This window comes from Thioalkalivibrio sp. ALE10 (assembly GCF_000381385.1).
In the GTDB taxonomy this organism is placed as follows: Bacteria; Pseudomonadota; Gammaproteobacteria; order Ectothiorhodospirales; family Ectothiorhodospiraceae; genus Thioalkalivibrio.
This window is the reverse complement of sequence record NZ_KB906451.1, coordinates 67,244-83,066: the sequence shown is the minus strand read 5'-3', so window position 1 is coordinate 83,066 and position 15,823 is coordinate 67,244. Positions and strand designations below refer to the sequence as shown.

Below are 15,823 nucleotides of genomic sequence, written 5' to 3'. Positions count from 1 at the left end.
GTCAGGCCGGAGCCGGTTCCTGCAGCGCCGCGAGCGCGGTGCCCCGCGCCAGACGGGCAGTACCGACCGCGGCCTCGTCGTCCGCTGCCATGCTTACTTCGACCCCGAGGATGCGCGCCCGGATCCGGCTCCAGGCGGGGCTGCGCGCGCCACCGCCGAGGGTCACCACGCGCTGCAGCGCGGGCGCGCCCAGTTCCCGCAGCCGTGCATAGCCGTCGCGTTCGATGCGCGCGATCCCTTCGAACAGCCCCTGCAGAAAGCGCGCATCGTCCGTCGGGCGGGGCTCCATGCGGGGCGGCAGATCCGGATCGTTGACGGGGAAGCGTTCGCCGGGGCCGGGGAGCGGGAGATAGTCCAGGCCGCTGTCGCGCTCCGGATCCAGGGCCGCACCCAGCCGCTCCAGATCTGCATCGTCGAAGAACTGCTGCAGCACGGCCCCGCCGCTGTGCGACGCACCGCCGGCCAGCCAGCGATCCCCGAGGCGGTGGCTGTACACCCCCAGTTCCGGCGCGAACAGCGGCCGCGGAGAGAGCTGCTTGAGCGCCAGCGTCGAGCCCAGGCTGGTGACGCCGGTGGCGGTATCCGCGACCCCGGCGGCGAGGAAACCGGCAATCGAGTCGGTGGTGCCCGCGACCACCCTTGAGGCCGGATTCAGGCCGAGGTTCGCGGCCAGGTCCGGGTCCACCGGGCCCAGCGGGGTGCCCGCCGGCACCACCTCGGGCAGCAGGCCGATCTCGTCGCCGAGCTCGCGGAGCAGCCATTCCGGCCAGCGGCGCCGGACCACGTCGTAGCCCAGCTTGAGGGCATTGTTCTCGTCCATGCGGTCGTAGCGCCCGCGCAGGCGGCCGGCCAGCCAGTCGGCCGGGTGCAGCACGCGGCGCACGCCGGAGAGCCCGTGTTCCCCGCGCAGCCACAGGAGCTTGGCGGCGGAACTGGAGGCCGAGTGGACCGCGGCCTCGGGCGGGGCCAGGCGCGCCAGGCGGGGCACCGCCGGGGCCGCCCGGCGGTCGTCGTACATCAGCGCCGGGTGGAGCGGGTGGCCCTGTTCGTCGGTACATAGCAGGGTGCCCGAGGTGCCGTCGATCGCGATGGCGACGGGTTCACCCTCCAGGCCGTCGGTCAGTTCTGCCAGCACCTCCTGCAGCGCCTCCCACCACCGCTCCGGCTCCTGTTGGTGCAGTGGACCGTCATGCCGGATACCGGCGGGTGCCAGCGCGCGGCTGGCGGTGGCGCGGCGCCCTCCGTCGGGGTCCAGCAACACGCCGCGCACCCCCGAGGTGCCGACGTCCAGTCCGATGGCCCGGGACGGGTGCACGGCGATGTCAGTATTCGGTGCCCTGCGGGCTGCGCGTCGGCGGCGGCAGGGTCACGCTCTCCGGCGGGGTCCAGCCCTCCTGACGGTGTTCCGCGACCACCGTGGTGTAGATCCCGCCGCGCACGTAGAAATTGGCGGTCAGACGCATGAATCGCGGATCGGTCGCGGCCACCAGGTCGTTGAGGATCTGGTTGGTTACGGCCTCGTGGAACGCCCCTTCGTTGCGGAACGACCACATGTAGTTCTTCAGCGACTTCAGCTCCACGCAGCGCTGGTCCGCCACGTACTGCAGATGCAGCTCGGCGAAGTCCGGCTGCCCCGTCGCCGGGCACAGGCAGGTGAACTCCGGGATCCGGATGTAGATCGCGAAGTTGTTGTCCGGGGAAGGGTTGTCGAAGGTGTCCAGGGTCTTGCTCGGCTGGCTGGGCATGAATGCGTTCTCGTGTTTCGGCTGTTTTAGCGTGCGCGGTTGGAGAAGCGGGTCGCGCGCGAGTTCCCGTCGGGGTCACGTTCGACCTGTAAGCGTGTACCATTCTACGCCCGTACACCCCAGGCTGCGGAACACCCAGGATCCCGACGTGCGCCTTGCCCGAATCAAACTGGCCGGATTCAAGTCCTTCGTGGATCCCACCACCCTGGTGCTGCCGGGCAACCGCGTGGGCGTGGTCGGTCCGAACGGCTGCGGCAAGTCGAACACCATCGACGCCGTGCGCTGGGTGATGGGCGAATCGTCGGCCAAGCATCTGCGGGGGGATTCGGGCGAGGACGTGATCTTCAACGGCTCCTCCAGCCGCAAGCCCGTGGGACAGGCCAGCATCGAACTGGTGTTCGACAACTCCGAAGGGCGACTGGGCGGCGAATACAGCGCCTACACCGAGATCGCGGTCAAGCGCGCGCTTACCCGCGACGGGCAGTCGAAGTACTACCTGAACGGCCATCGCGCGCGCAAGCGTGACATCGTGGATCTGTTCCTGGGTACCGGCCTGGGGCCGCGCAGCTACGCCATCATCGAGCAGGGGATGATCGCGCGGCTGATCGAGGCGCGTCCGGAGGACCTGCGCACCTATCTGGAAGAGGCGGCCGGGATCTCCAAATACAAGGAACGCCGGCGCGAGACCGAGAACCGCGTGCGCCACACGCGCGAAAACCTGGAGCGCCTGGATGACCTGCGCGAGGAGGTGGGCAAGCAGGCGGAGCGGCTGAACCGACAGGCGGCGACCGCGGAGCGCTACCAGCAGCTGGCCGCGGATCGCCGGCGCAAGCGGGCCGAGGCGATCCTGCTGCGGCTGCAGGCGGAAGAGGCCGCGCTGGAAAGCCGCCGCGCCGAGCTGTCCGCCGCCGAGACCGAACTCGCCCGGCTGCAGGCCGAGGCGCAGAACGCGCGCACCCGCTCCGAGACCCTGCGCCAGCAGCGCGTGGACCGCGAGGCGGCAGTGTCCGAGGCGCAGAGCGCGTACTACGACCGCGCCGCCGAGGTATCGCGCCTGGAGCAGTCGATTCGCCATGCCGAGGCTGAACTGGAGCGCGAGACGCGCGAACTGGAGGATGTGGACACGCGCATCCGCACGGCGGGCGAGCAGCAGGATGCGGTGGCCGGGCGCATCCGCGAGGCGGAGCGCGAATGCGAGCGCCTGCGCGAAGCGCTGGAGAATGCGGAACGCGAACAGCAGCGCCTGGAGGCCGCCGCCGAGGAGGCCGAACAGGCAGACCAGGCGGCGCGCGAGGCCCAGCAGGAATGGGAGCGCGACCTGGCCGAACCGCGTCAGGCCGCACAGGTGGCCCGTTCGCGCATGGACAGCGCCGAACAGACCCGCCAGCGCCTCGCGCGCCGGCGCGAGAAGCTGGAATCCGAAAAGGCCGCGCTGCCGCAGACCCATCCGGGCGAGGAGGCCGAGCGCGTGGAGGGCGAGCTCGCCGGACTGCGCGAGGCCCTGGAGGCGGAGCAGGCGCGCAGCACCGAGGCGCGCGCCGAACTGGAACGCCTTGAGGCGGAGCAGACGGAGGAACAGGAACAGGCCCATGCCGTGGAGCGCGAGCACCGCGAGGTCGCGGGGCGCCTGGCCGGGCTGGAATCCTTCGGTGGCGAGGCCGATCCCGAGGCGACTCGCAAGCGGCGCGAGGAATGGGCCCGGCGCCACGGTATCGATGCCGGTCGCCCGCTGGTTCAGGCGCTGGAGGTCGAGGACGGCTGGGATACCGCGGTGGAGGCGGTGCTGGGGAGCTGGCTGGAGGCCGAGGTGCCCGAAGGTGCCGGCGATCCCCTGGGGCTGGAGGCCGCGGCCCTGGCCGATCTGCCCGAGGCGCCGCTGCGCCGCCTGGATGGCACGGCGTCCGCCGAGCCAGTACCCGACGACAGTCTGGCCGCGCGGGTGCGCGGTCCGGCAGCCGTGCGGCGCTGGCTGGCCGGCATCTACTGCGCCGCCGATGCGCAGGCGGCGCGCGAGCGGGCCCGGGACTGTGGCCCGGGCGAGAGCGTGATCACCCCCGGCGGGACCTGGCTGGGCCCGGGCTGGCTGGCCCATGGCACGCTGGAAGCCGAAGTCAGCGGGGCGGTCGCGCGGGTGCGTCTGGCACGCGAGCTGGAGCAGCAGCGCGATGCCCTGCAGGAGCGCGGCCGGGCGCTGGAGGCTTCACTGGCGGGGCGCAGGGAGCGCATCGGCGAGGCGCGCGAGGCCCGCGACGCGGTGGACGCGCGGATCGCGGAACAGCGCAAGCAGGTGCAGGAGGGCGAGAACCGCGTGCAGCGGCTGCACGATCAGGCGCGCCAACTGGAACAGCAGCAGGCGCGCATCGACCGCGAGCTGGAAGAAGTTGCCGAGGAGGACGAACGCGTACGCACCCAGTTCGACGAGGCCGAGGCCGAACGCAATCGGGCACTCGAGCGTCTGGAGGGTCTGGAGGCCGATCGGGAAGCCGTGGAGGCCCGCGTGGCCGCGACCCGCGAGGCCCGTCAGCAGGCACGCGAGCAGGCCCGTGCGGCACGCGATGCCGCGGGCAAGGCACGCCTGGCCGAGCAGGAGGCGCGCCATCGGCTGGAGCGCGAACAGAGCGAGCGGGAACGCCTGGAACGCCAGCTGAGCGAGGATCGCGAGCGTCAGGAACGCCTGCGCGAGGGTCTGGAGGGCCGGCGTGCCCCGCTGGAACAGTGGAAGAAGGACCTGCAGGCGGCGGCCGAGGCGCGCCAGGCGGCCGAGAGCGCGCTGACCGCCGCGCGCGGCCAGCTGGACGAGTGCGATCATGCCCTGCGCGAGGTGGCCGGCGAGCTGACGGAACTGGAACAGCGGGTCGAGCAGCAGCGTTCCACCTGCGAGGAATACCGGCTGGACCAGCGTTCACGGGCCACGCAGCTGGAACAGCTGCGCGAACAGCTGCAGGAATCCGGATTCGACGCGCGCGAGCTGGCGGCCGAGCTGCCGGAAGACGCCGGCGTGGAGGCATGGGACCGGGCGATCGCCGAGCTGGACCGGGCGATCGAGAAGCTCGGGCCGATCAACCTGGCGGCGATCGACGAGGCCCGCGAGCTGGAAGAACGCCAGCGCTATCTGGAGGAACAGCACGCCGATCTGATCGAGGCGCTGGAGACCCTGGAGGCGGCGATGCAGCGCATCGACCGCGAGACCCGCACGCTGTTCCGCGAGACCTTCGACAAGGTCAACGCCGGGCTGGGGGAGAAATTCCAGCGCCTGTTCGGCGGCGGCGAGGCGCGCCTGGAGATGACCGGCGACGACCTGCTGGATACCGGCGTGGCGATTATGGCGCGTCCGCCGGGCAAGCGCCTGTCCACCATCCATCTGATGTCCGGGGGTGAGAAGGCGCTCACGGCTTCGGCGCTGGTATTCGCCATCTTCGAGCTGAATCCGGCACCCTTCTGCATGCTGGACGAGGTGGATGCGCCGCTGGACGAGGCCAACGTGGGGCGTTTCGGCGAGCTCCTGCGGGAGATGTCGGAGCGGATCCAGTTCATCTTTATCACCCACAACAAGTCGACCATGTCCATGGCGGAACAGCTGATCGGCGTTACCATGCACGAACCGGGCGTGTCGCGTCTGGTCAGTGTGGACGTCGACGAGGCCGTGGAAATGGCCGGGGCCTGACGGCGCCGGGCGCAACGAGCGAGGAATTTTCGTGGACTGGATGCGGTTGAGTCTGCTGCTGCTGGGAATCGTCCTGATCGCGGGGATCTGGATCACGCACCGCATGCGCACGCGTGCGCGCGAGCGTGACGAGGCCGATGACGCCGGCGACTGGGCCGATGATGCGGTGCATATCCGTGCCGGCGCGCCCGATCCGCTGGACGAGAGTCCCCGCGTGACCGGCGGACGGCGCGAGCCGCATCTCGGCGTGACCTCGCCGGGCCCGGATGCGGAGCCCGATCCGGATGATCCGTTCGAGGCCGCGCCGCGCGGGTCGACCTCCGCGCAGGAACCGGTCAACGACATCTACGGCGTGCTGGAGGACGAAGAGCCCGGCGCCGGGGCCGCCGACCATGGTGCGTCCGGCCCGCGCGGGTTCGAGACCGATTACGGCGGCGACCTGCGGGCGGCGCCCGAGCCCGACCCCGACCCCGACCCCGAGCCCGGGCGCGGGACGGCCCCGGCGTCCCAGCGTCGCCGGAATGCGAAGCCGTCGCCGATGGAACGCCTGATCGCCGTCACTCGCCAGGGTCTGGACGCCGTGCGCGCACGCATGCCGGGAGGCGGACGCAAGTCGCGTGGCCCGGTCGGCGAACGCCTGGACCCGGACCACGAGGTGGATCCGGATCTGATCGAGGAGCCGGACCGGCCGGATCCGGAATCGCTGGGCGAATACGTGTCCGATCCGTGGAAGGCGGGCGAAAACCCGCGCGCCGCGTCCGCCTCGCTGCAGGAGAAGATCCTGCTGCTGCACGTGGTCGCGCCCCGGAACAAGCCCTTCACCGGCGTGGCGCTGGGCGCCGCGCTGGATCGCGCCGGTCTCAAGCCCGGGGCGATGGACATCTACCACTACCATGAACCCGCCAGCGACAAACGGCAGCCGCTGTTTTCGGTGGCCAACATGGTGGCGCCGGGCACCCTGCGTGACGAGGACCTGGCGGACATGATGACCCCCGGCGTCACCCTGTTCACCCAGGTGCACTACAGTGCCCATCCGCAGCGTGCGTTCGAGGCACTGCTGGAGAACGCGCACGCGCTGGCACGCGACCTCGGGGGCACCATCCTGGACGCGCAGCAGTCGACGGCGACGAACCAGACCCTGGCGCACATGCGCGAGGACCTGAACCAGTGGCTGCTGCGCAACCGGCCCGACATCCTCCGTCGCGGGAGGACGCAATGAGCGCCGACCGCGAGCGCCTGGAGGCGCTGCGCCGACAGATCGAACACCACAACCGGCGCTACTACGTCCACGACGATCCCGAGATCTCGGATACCGAATACGACGAGCTCCTGCGCGAGCTCGAGGCGCTGGAGGCCGCGCATCCCGAATGGATCACCCCGGACTCGCCGACCCAGCGCGTGGGCGCGCAGCCGGCCGAGGGCTTCGCGACGGTGCGTCACCGCCTGCCGATGCTGTCGCTGGCCAACGGTTTCGAGGCGGACGAGATCCACGACTTCGACCGGCGGGTACGCGAGCGCCTGGCGCGCGACACCGGTGATCCGGCACGTGCCGAACAGGCCGTCACCTACATGGCCGAGCCCAAGCTGGACGGGCTGGCGATTTCGCTGCTGTTCGAGGACGGAGTGCTGGTGCGCGCCGCCACCCGCGGCGACGGCGAGACCGGCGAGGACGTGACCGCCAACATGCGCACCGTGCGCCCGGTGCCGCTGCGCCTGGATCCGGCCGGGGCGCAGGGCGTGGGGGGCACGATCCCGGCCGTGCTGGAGGTGCGCGGCGAGGTGTTCATGCGCCGGGCCGATTTCCTGCGCCTCAACGAGGGCCTGGAGGCCGAAGGGCAGCGCGGTTTCATGAACCCGCGCAACGCCGCCGCCGGCAGCCTGCGCCAGCTGGACCCGAAGGTGACGGCCCGGCGGCCGCTGAGTTTCTTTGCCTATTCCGTGGGGCATGTCGAGGGCGGGGCGCTGCCGGGGCGGCAGTCGGCGGTGCTGGACGCCCTGCGCGATCTCGGCCTGCCGGTGTGTCCGGAGCGCCGCGTGGTGACCGGGGTGGCGGGCTGCCTGGGCTATTACGAGGATCTGGCCGCGCGCCGGCGCGATCTGGATTACGAGATCGACGGCATCGTGTACAAGGTGGACGATCTGGCCGACCAGCAGGTGCTGGGGTTCGTGTCGCGGGCCCCGCGCTGGGCGATCGCGCACAAGTTCCCGGCCGAGGAACGGACCACCACGCTGCGCGACGTCGAGTTCAACGTGGGGCGCACGGGGGCCCTGACGCCGGTGGCGCGGCTGGAGCCGGTGCTGGTGGGCGGGGTGATGGTGTCCAACGCCGGCCTGCACAACATGGACGAGGTGGAGCGCAAGGATATCCGCATCGGCGACCGCGTGATCGTGCGCCGCGCCGGGGACGTGATCCCCGAGGTGGTGGGTCGCGCCGGAGGCGAGCGGCCGGCGGAGACCCGCCCGATCGAGCTACCGGCCGCCTGCCCGGAATGTGGCTCGCATGTGGAGCGGCCCGAGGGCGAGGTGGTGGCGCGCTGCACCGGCGGGCTGGTCTGCCCGGCGCAGCGACGCGAGGCGCTCAAGCACTTCGTGTCGCGTCGCGCCATGGACATCGAGGGCTTCGGCGAGAAGCTGATCGAGCAGCTGGTCGACAGCGGCCGGGTACGCACCCCGGCGGAGTTGTTCGCGCTGGATGGGGAGACCCTGCAGCAGCTGGAACGGGTGGGGCCGAAACTGGCCGACAACCTGGTGCGCGCGCTGGAGGCCGCGCGCGAGACCACGCTGGCGCGCTTCATCTTCGCCCTCGGCATCCGCGAGGTCGGCGAAGTCACCGCGCAAGCCCTGGCCGCGCATTTCCGCGACCTGGATGCGCTGATGGTGGCGGATGCCGAGATCCTGCAGTCGATCCCGGACGTGGGGCCGGTGGTGGCCGAACACATCGTGCATTTCTTCGCCGAGCCGCATAACCGCGAGGTGGTTGAAGCCCTGCGTGCGGCCGGCGTGCACTGGCCGGAATCGGAGCCGGCGGCGGCCCCGCCCGGCGACGCCGGGGACGAGGCCGCGCAGGCCCCGCTGGCGGGCCGCACGTTCGTGCTCACCGGGACCCTGGAGGAGATGAGCCGCGACGAGGCGCGCGCGCGCCTGGAGGCGCTGGGCGCCAGGATCACCGGCTCGGTGTCGAAGAAGACCAGCGCGGTCATCGCGGGGGCCGACCCCGGTTCCAAGGTCGCAAAGGCCGAATCGCTGGGCGTCCCGGTGCTGGGCCCGGAGGAACTGGCCCGGCTGCTGGCGGGCGAGGATCTGCTGGCCGAGCCGGAAGCCACGGAAGGGGCAGTGCATGAGTGACGGTCTGCTGGTGACCCCGCTGCGCGACGCGGCCGCCTTGCTGGAGCGGGCGCTGGCGCAGCCGAAGGACGAGTTCATGCGCGATGCGACCATCCAGCGCTTCGAATACAGCTTCGACCTGGCGTGGAAGCTGCTGCAGCGGCGGCTGGTCGAGGATGAAGGGCGCGAGGCGGTGATGCCGCTCAGTCGTCGGGAGCTGTTTCGTCTGGCGGCAACGCGGCAGTTGATCGAGGATGCCGCGCCGTGGTTTGCCTTTCACAAGGCGCGCAACATGACCTCCCACACCTATAACGAGGCCGTGGCGGAAGAGGTGTACGAGGTTGCGCGAAGGTTTCTGCCCGCCGTGCAGGCCCTGATCGAGAAGCTGGAGCATCCGGATGGTTGATCTTGCGCCGGCTCAGCGGGAGGTGGTGGAGCGTCTCGTGCACCGGCATCTGCCCGCGGGGACACGGGTGTGGCTGTTCGGCTCGCGCGCTACCGGGCACAGCGTGCCCGCTTCGGATCTGGACCTGCTGGTGGATGCCGGCGAGGCCCTGGATTTCGCGATCCTCGGGGAACTGGAGGCCGACCTCGCCGAGTCGGATCTGCCGTTTCCGGTGGATGTGGTGGATCTGCACCGCATATCGGAGGCGTTCGCGGCCCGCATCCGGCCCGAATGCGTGCCGCTGTCGGAGACCGGGACCGGGGAGGCCGGCTAGCGTCCGTCGCGCGCTCGCTGTTCCAGCAGGTTCTGCATCCGGGACAGGCGTTCCTGCAGCGCGCCGGTCTCCTCGTGCAGGGCCTGCAGTTCGTTGTGCAGGGCCTTGTTTTCCTCGTGAACGCTGTCGTGGATGGCCTGCTTTTCGATTTCCACCGCGCGGTCGTGCATGCGCTGCATCGCATCCACGATGATGGCGATGAACAGGTTGAGCACGGTGAACGTGGCGATCAGTATGAACGGCACGAAGAACGCCCAGGCCCAGGGGTGCTCCTCCATGACGGGCCGGGCCACGTCTTCCGACCAGCCCTCCAGGGTCATGACCTGGAACAGGCTGTACATGGTCGCGCCGAGACTGCCGAACATCTCGGGATGCGTTTCGCGGAACAGCCCGGTGGCGATGATCGCGAACACGTAGAAGATCAGCAGCAACAGCCCGATGATGGAGATGATCCCCGGGATCGCGCGCAGCAGCGCCTCGACGATGAAGCGCAGCTTGGGCACCAGCGAGACCAGACGCAGCAGACGCAGCACGCGCAGCACCGAGAACGGGCCGGTAGCCGGGATCAGCGCGATGCCAACGACGAAGAAATCGAACACGTTCCAGGGGTTGCGCCAGAACCGCAGGCGGTAGACGAACATCTTGGTCAGGACCTCGACGGTGAAGATCGACAGGATGATCACGTCGGCGCTGTTGATCACGGGGCCGATCGCCTGCATCACCGCATGCGAGGTTTCGAGCCCCAGGGTCAGGGCGTTCAGCAGGATCAGTCCGATGATGAAGCGCTGGGTGTAATTGGCTTCGATCAGGGCCGTCAGGCGGCCGCGCAGGGTTACGGTCTCGGTCATGGTGGCCTGGTCGTGAAAACGAACGTATGAAGAAGCAATCGGGTGACTGCCGGGCGCGCAAAGAGTAGGGCAAACCCGCGCGCCCGGCAATGGAGCCCGGAACATGCAAGGAGTTGATGATGTGGGATGATCGTTATTCAACGGAGGAATTCGCCTACGGCACCGAGCCGAACGACTTCCTGCGCGAGGCCGTGGCCACCCTGCCGCCCGGAGATGCGCTGTGCCTGGGCGAGGGCGAGGGGCGCAACGCGGTGTATCTGGCCGAACAGGGCTTCGACGTGACCGCGGTCGACAGCTCCCTGGTGGGCCTGCGCAAGGCCGAACGGCTGGCGGCCGAGCGCGGGGTGAGTATCCGGACCGAGGTCGCCGATCTGGCGGACTACCGCATTGATCCCGAAAGCTGGGATGTGATCGTGTCGATCTACTGTCACGTGCCACCGGAGATCCGTCGCCGTGTGCATGCCGATGTCGTGCAGGGGCTGCGCCCCGGCGGGACTTTCATCCTCGAGGCGTACACGCCGGCACAGCTGGCGCACGGCACCGGTGGCCCGCCGGTGGAAGAATTGATGATGGACCTGAACGCGCTCAGCGAGGAACTCGATGGCCTCGAGTTCGACTACGCCCACGAGCTGGAGCGCGAGGTGATCGAAGGGGTTTATCACACCGGTCGCGGCGCGGTGGTGCAGGTCGTCGGCCGGCGTCCGTCCTGAGCGGGCTTGCCCGCGGGGATTACAGCAGGCTCTCCACCGGGAACAGGATGGTGAGATCCGAAAGGATCTGACGCATGTGGCCGGCCTTGGGATCGCGCCGCCACGTGCGGCCCTGGTCGTCGCTCCAGATCAGGTTGTCCTCGGCGTCCAGCTCGACCCGGTAGGCGAACTCGGGCTGGATAATCCGCTCGTGCAGGTCCACGACCTGGCCGACCAGCGCCGGTTCGCGCAGGAACACCCCGGATTCGGTATTGCTGTAGGCCGAACGCGGATCGAGGTTGTAGGAGCCGACGAACGCCTCGTGGCCGTCCATCACGAACGCCTTGGTGTGCAGGCTGGTCTGCGAAGAGCCCAGGCCCCAGCGCCTGGCCCGTTCCTCGCCGTTGGGCAGGGCGGTGGGGCGCAGCTCGTGCAGCTCCACGCCGCCCCGCAGCAGGGTCGGTCGGCGGCGTGAATATCCGCTGTGGGTGAACACCACATCATTGGAGGCCAGCGAATTGGTCAGCACGCTGATACGAACCCCACGCTCCGCCATCTCGATCAGTTCCCGGGTGCCTCGCCGCTGCGGCACGAAATAGGGCGTGATGATACGCAGCTCGTCGCGCACTTCTGAAAAGCGGGCCCGCAGCGCCGGGGTGACCCCGCCATCCCGCTCGGGATCGAAACCCGCGGTGTCCAGCGCCTTGGCGGGCGGGTCCACCACGAAGTCCGCCGCCGCGGTCCAGACATAGGCCTCGTCATCGTCGATATGTCCGCGGGGCAGGCGCCCGGCCGGGGCCTTCTGCAGCAGCGGGTGGTCGTTCTGTGTCGACAGCCATTCCTGCAGGGCCTCGCGATGCTCCTGCAGCCGGGGCGGATCCGGGAGACGCGAGACCACACGCTGGATGCCGATGGCACCCTGGCTGTTCCAGAAATCGTGGAAGGAGGCCTCCACCTCGGCGGCCATTGGCCCGACGATCGCCACGTCCAGATCCGCGAAATTGTATTCCGGACTGGCCTCGAAGTACTCGTCGCCGATGTTGCGCCCGCCGATGATCGCCAGGTGGCCGTCGACCACCCAGGCCTTGTTGTGCATGCGCCGGTTGAGCTGAACACCCCGGGTCAGGAATTCCAGTCCCTTGCCGAGCATCCCGTGACGGGTGCGGAAGGGATTGAACAGGCGGATGTCGATGTTGGGGTGCTGATCGACGGCGGCGAGGATGTCGTCGCGGCCACGGGCATCGATGTCGTCCAGCAGTACCGAGACATTGACCCCGCGGTCGGCCGCGCGCAGCAGCTCGCCGAGAAGGGCCCGGCCGGCGGCATCGTTGCGCCAGATGTAGTACTGAATGCTCAGCCGATCTTCGGCCTTGCGCGCACTGAAGGCCCGCCACTGAAAGGCTTCGACGCCATCATCCAGCAGACGGAATCCGGATTTCCCCGGAGATGCATCCACCTGGGGCGTGATCCATTCGGCGAGGGGGCCTTCGTCGGCCGGTGCGGCGGGCGGATTCGCGGGGCGGTCATCGCGTGGTTCCAGCGACGCACAGCCGGAGGCCAGCAACAGCACCGCAAGCCCCGTTACCAACGCCCTGAGCCTGGACTCCATGTCTGACCGCCCCGATCTCCGGCAGCCCGACCCGATGTACGGGTTCCGGGCGAAAAAAAGGCGAGCCGGACCAGGTCGGGCTCGCCTTTCACAAATCTGGTAGGCGCGAGTGGACTCGAACCACCGACCCCCACCATGTCAAGGTGGTGCTCTAACCAACTGAGCTACGCGCCTGTCGTGTCCGAGACGCGTATTCTACAGCGTCTTTCGGGTGTGTCAAAGGATGCTGTAAGTATCGGATTCGTAGAGCTATTTCGAGCGGCGTTCTGGCTATTGTGGCACATGTCGCGTTGATCATGGACTGCCCGGTTTCGGACGGGTCATCGCTGGTTCTGCTGCCTGGGCCTTGTGTGGGCCTTACATGTGCCTAAATCGAACGGGGCTGGGCCGATTCGGTGCCGAGGTGGAAGAGCAGAAGTGAGTACCACCGTGTTGGGCCTTAACGGTCGTTCGATGACTCCGAGGGCGGGTGGCCATCTCTGCCACGGCGCTCCAGAAATTCCTCGATCGCCATCCGAACGACATCCGAGCGTGTCGGGATATTCGGGAACTGATCTCTGAGATCGGAGCGGCATTCATCCAGGCGGTCGAGCGTCTCGTCGTCCAGCCGGATGTTCACCTGCTTCTGATGGGTCTTGGAGGGTTTCATGGAGAGATCTGTCGTCGGCTTCGATTCCGGGCAGTATACCCGCGCGTCCGTATAGCCGTATAGCGAATAGCGCCTATTTACTTGACTCCGACGTATAGCCGCTATACACTTAAGACATGGCCGTATAGCGGCTATACACCGACAAAAGGAGATGGATGATGACTTATCTGAGTTCGGCAGAGCTTGCCGAGAAGCTTCACCTCAATCCTCGCTACGTCAACAACGTCCTGCGGCATGAGTGCCTCTCGGAAGGACGGCACTACGTCCGGCCGTTCGGGCGCCGCAAGGTGCTCTACATCTGGGAAACGATCGAAGAGGACATGTTCACCGACGCGGTGGCCGCGACCCCGATGGCCAACGGAGGTAAGACCAATGGGTAGTGTTCGTGTAAGGAAGGAAACGGGCCGCCTGTTCCTGGACTTCATGTACCAGGGGGTTCGCTGCCGGGAGTACACGGCCATGACCGACACGGTTGCGAACCGAAAGCGGGTCGCGAAACTGCTGGAGCGGGTGGAGGCTGAAATCCGGGTAGGGGTCTTCGATTACGCCAAGACCTTCCCGAACAGCCGCAATGCGCAGCGCTTCGCGCAGCCGGATGCGGTCGTTTCGCAGGAGAGCGGTCCCGAGGCATCTGCGGATCAGCCCACGATGCGGGAGTTCAGTGACACCTGGTTCGCGGAAAACGCTCCGCTGTGGAAGTCCTCGTACCAGACGAAGGTGACCGACATCCTGTCGAAGCACGTGGTCCCGCAGTTCGGGGACCGAAAGGTCGGCGACATCCAGAAATCCGAAATTCTCCAGTATCGCGCCCAACTCGCCAAAGTGAACCGCGATACCGGGAAGGCGCTGTCCGCGTCTCGGATCAACCAGATTCTGAACGTAACGAAGCAGATTCTGGAGGAAGCCGCCGACCGCTTTGACTTTAACACGCCGTTTCAGGGCATCAAGCCCATGCGGATCGGGCGTTCGCAGGTGGATCCGTTCTCGCTGGAGGAGGTCCAGCGGTTCCTGGACGCCGCGCCGCCGGAGTGGCGTGGGTATTTCCTGGTCCGCTTCTTCACCGGCATGCGGACGTCCGAGATTGACGGGCTGAAGTGGGACTGCGTCGACTTCGATCGTCGGGAGATTCTGGTGCAGTCGGCCCGGGTGCAGGGCGAGGAGACCACGACCAAGACCGACGGGTCGACGCGGACGATCCAGATGTCCGACGTGGTGTACCGGGCGCTCATGGAGGAACGCGAGGCCATGCGTCAGCGCCCGGAGACCCACCGCAGCCGCTACGTGTTCTCCACCCGGTACGGGTATCCGATTGCGTACCGCAACGTGAACAACCGGGTCTGGTACCCGACGCTGAAGAAGGCGGGACTCAAGCGCCGCAATCCCTATCAGACGCGGCATACGGCCGCGACCCTGTGGCTGGCGGCCGGCGAGAGCCCGGAATGGATTGCCCGGCAGATGGGGCATTCCAACACCAAGATGCTGTTCACGGTGTATTCGCGCTACGTGCCCAACCTGACCCGCCAGGACGGATCCGCCATCGACCAGCTCCTGCGCATGCGCCTGCAGGGCGGGACGGTCGACAGCAGCAGGGAGGTGGAACATGAAGGCTGAAACCGTGGAAGACCTCAAGATGTTCGTGGAGCTCGACGACATCGCCTGCCACGAACCGGTGGACCTGTCGGCACGAGTGGAGATCTTCGAAAAAGGGACGGCACCGAGCGGTGAGCCGTACCTGAGGCTGCGCCTGTATGACTCTTCTGGATGGGTCGGGGCGTTTGCCCGGTGCGGTGACTGGGCCGGCCACGGTCTGGTCGACGGCCAGCTCCGGGACCTCTCGCTGCACACGGCGGACACGCCCAAAGGGCAACGGGTGCTGGTCGCGCACCCGGATTACGGTCAACCGCCGTGCGAACGGGATGCGCTGGACCTTCTGCCGGCGCACCGCGCGCCGCATCCGGAGGACCTGGGCCGCCTGATCGAGCTGGTTGAAGGCCTGGAGACCGAAGGCTATCGCGCGTTCGTTCGGGACGTCTTTGCCGACCCCGACTTCGCCATCAGCTTCGTGACTGGCACGGCCTCGGGGCACTGTCATCATGCGGAGCGGGGCGGTCTGCTGAATCACAGTCTGGAAGTGGCCGAAGCGGTCTCCGTGGCCACCGAGCGGATGAGCGTGGCGACCTGCATGCGGGAAGCCGGGATCCTGCTGGCGCTCTTTCACGATGTGGGGAAGTGCGCCGTCCCGGACGCGCACCGTATTCCGGAAAAGCGCCACGAGCGGCTGATCGAATATCACCTGCAGGACCCCATGGCCGCGCTGCGGCAGCGGGACCGGGATGCGCATGACGCGCTCTGGCTCACCATTGCCGCCTACCGCAGCGGCGAGACCTATGGCGCCCCGATGGCGGCCCTGGTGCGGGGGCTCGACCAGTGCAGCGCTCAGGCGGATGTTGCGCAGCGGGCACTTCAGGCGGGCCGTAAGGGCTACTGGCATCGGTTCTGCGGCGGGCGCGCGGTGTGGATGCCCCCGAGGGATCCGGAACGCCCGGCCGGCTGGCTGGGGAGTGCTTAATGGGCTG

The 15,823-nt window shown here is 68.4% G+C and carries 14 protein-coding genes and 1 tRNA gene; 9 read left to right on the top strand and 6 right to left on the bottom strand.

Features of this window, described 5'->3' with window-relative positions:
• Nucleotide 1: 1 nt before the first annotated feature.
• A complete protein-coding gene (locus tag F788_RS0104765; protein WP_019589431.1) occupies nt 2-1,315 on the bottom strand; it encodes an FGGY-family carbohydrate kinase in 1,314 nt (437 codons plus the stop codon).
• Between the two features lie 7 nt (nt 1,316-1,322).
• Nucleotides 1,323-1,745, bottom strand: coding sequence for a preQ(1) synthase (queF, locus tag F788_RS0104760; RefSeq protein WP_018870388.1), 423 nt, complete (start codon nt 1,743-1,745; stop codon nt 1,323-1,325).
• Nucleotides 1,746-1,893: 148 nt separating this feature from the next.
• On the opposite strand from queF, the gene smc reads away from it, so the two are divergent.
• Genes smc through F788_RS0104735 form a run of 5 tightly spaced genes read left to right on the top strand, consistent with a single transcriptional unit; the run spans nt 1,894 to nt 9,452 of the window.
• Nucleotides 1,894-5,409, top strand: coding sequence for a chromosome segregation protein SMC (gene smc / locus F788_RS0104755; RefSeq protein WP_019589430.1), 3,516 nt, complete (start codon nt 1,894-1,896; stop codon nt 5,407-5,409).
• A 31-nt stretch (nt 5,410-5,440) separates the two neighbouring features.
• Entirely contained in the window at nt 5,441-6,628 is a 1,188-nt protein-coding gene (gene zipA / locus F788_RS0104750; protein ID WP_019589429.1) for a cell division protein ZipA, read from the top strand.
• Nucleotides 6,625-8,754 (top strand): NAD-dependent DNA ligase LigA, encoded by a 2,130-nt coding sequence (gene ligA, locus F788_RS0104745; protein ID WP_019589428.1) that lies wholly within the window; start codon nt 6,625-6,627, stop codon nt 8,752-8,754. The genes zipA and ligA overlap by 4 nt, the downstream gene beginning before the upstream one ends.
• Nucleotides 8,747-9,139 carry an HI0074 family nucleotidyltransferase substrate-binding subunit gene (locus tag F788_RS0104740; RefSeq protein WP_018870384.1) on the top strand — a complete coding sequence of 131 codons (393 nt, stop codon included), beginning with the start codon at nt 8,747-8,749 and terminating at the stop codon, nt 9,137-9,139. Before ligA ends, F788_RS0104740 begins: the two co-directional genes overlap by 8 nt.
• The gene (locus F788_RS0104735) at nt 9,132-9,452 is read left to right on the top strand and encodes a nucleotidyltransferase family protein (protein ID WP_018870383.1); all 321 of its coding nucleotides are present in this window, start codon (nt 9,132-9,134) and stop codon (nt 9,450-9,452) included. The genes F788_RS0104740 and F788_RS0104735 overlap by 8 nt, the downstream gene beginning before the upstream one ends.
• Here the strand turns inward: F788_RS0104735 and F788_RS0104730 are convergent.
• Nucleotides 9,449-10,300: an ion transporter gene (locus tag F788_RS0104730; protein ID WP_018870382.1), complete on the bottom strand. Its 852-nt coding sequence runs from the start codon at nt 10,298-10,300 to the stop codon at nt 9,449-9,451. The genes F788_RS0104735 and F788_RS0104730 overlap by 4 nt on opposite strands.
• 119 nt (nt 10,301-10,419) lie before the next feature.
• On the opposite strand from F788_RS0104730, the gene F788_RS0104725 reads away from it, so the two are divergent.
• The gene (locus tag F788_RS0104725) at nt 10,420-11,010 is read left to right on the top strand and encodes a cyclopropane-fatty-acyl-phospholipid synthase family protein (RefSeq protein WP_018870381.1); all 591 of its coding nucleotides are present in this window, start codon (nt 10,420-10,422) and stop codon (nt 11,008-11,010) included.
• A gap of 19 nt (nt 11,011-11,029) precedes the next feature.
• On the opposite strand, the gene F788_RS0104720 is transcribed toward F788_RS0104725, so the two are convergent.
• From F788_RS0104720 to F788_RS0104710, 3 genes are all read right to left on the bottom strand, one after another.
• Complete coding sequence (locus F788_RS0104720) at nt 11,030-12,559, bottom strand: phospholipase D family protein (RefSeq protein ID WP_019589427.1); 1,530 nt, start codon at nt 12,557-12,559, stop codon at nt 11,030-11,032.
• A gap of 136 nt (nt 12,560-12,695) precedes the next feature.
• Nucleotides 12,696-12,772, bottom strand: a tRNA-Val gene (locus F788_RS0104715).
• Nucleotides 12,773-13,037: 265 nt separating this feature from the next.
• A complete protein-coding gene (locus tag F788_RS0104710) occupies nt 13,038-13,247 on the bottom strand; it encodes a CopG family transcriptional regulator (RefSeq protein ID WP_019589426.1) in 210 nt (69 codons plus the stop codon).
• Nucleotides 13,248-13,405: 158 nt separating this feature from the next.
• Between F788_RS0104710 and F788_RS0104705 the strand changes: the two genes are divergently transcribed.
• The 3 genes from F788_RS0104705 to F788_RS0104695 are packed head-to-tail and all read left to right on the top strand — an operon-like array spanning nt 13,406 to nt 15,816.
• Nucleotides 13,406-13,627: a hypothetical protein gene (locus F788_RS0104705; RefSeq protein ID WP_019589425.1), complete on the top strand. Its 222-nt coding sequence runs from the start codon at nt 13,406-13,408 to the stop codon at nt 13,625-13,627.
• A 43-nt stretch (nt 13,628-13,670) separates the two neighbouring features.
• Entirely contained in the window at nt 13,671-14,858 is a 1,188-nt protein-coding gene (locus tag F788_RS0104700) for a tyrosine-type recombinase/integrase (protein ID WP_019589424.1), read from the top strand.
• Nucleotides 14,848-15,816 carry an HD domain-containing protein gene (locus F788_RS0104695; RefSeq protein WP_019589423.1) on the top strand — a complete coding sequence of 323 codons (969 nt, stop codon included), beginning with the start codon at nt 14,848-14,850 and terminating at the stop codon, nt 15,814-15,816. Before F788_RS0104700 ends, F788_RS0104695 begins: the two co-directional genes overlap by 11 nt.
• The last annotated feature ends 7 nt before the right edge of the window (nt 15,817-15,823 follow it).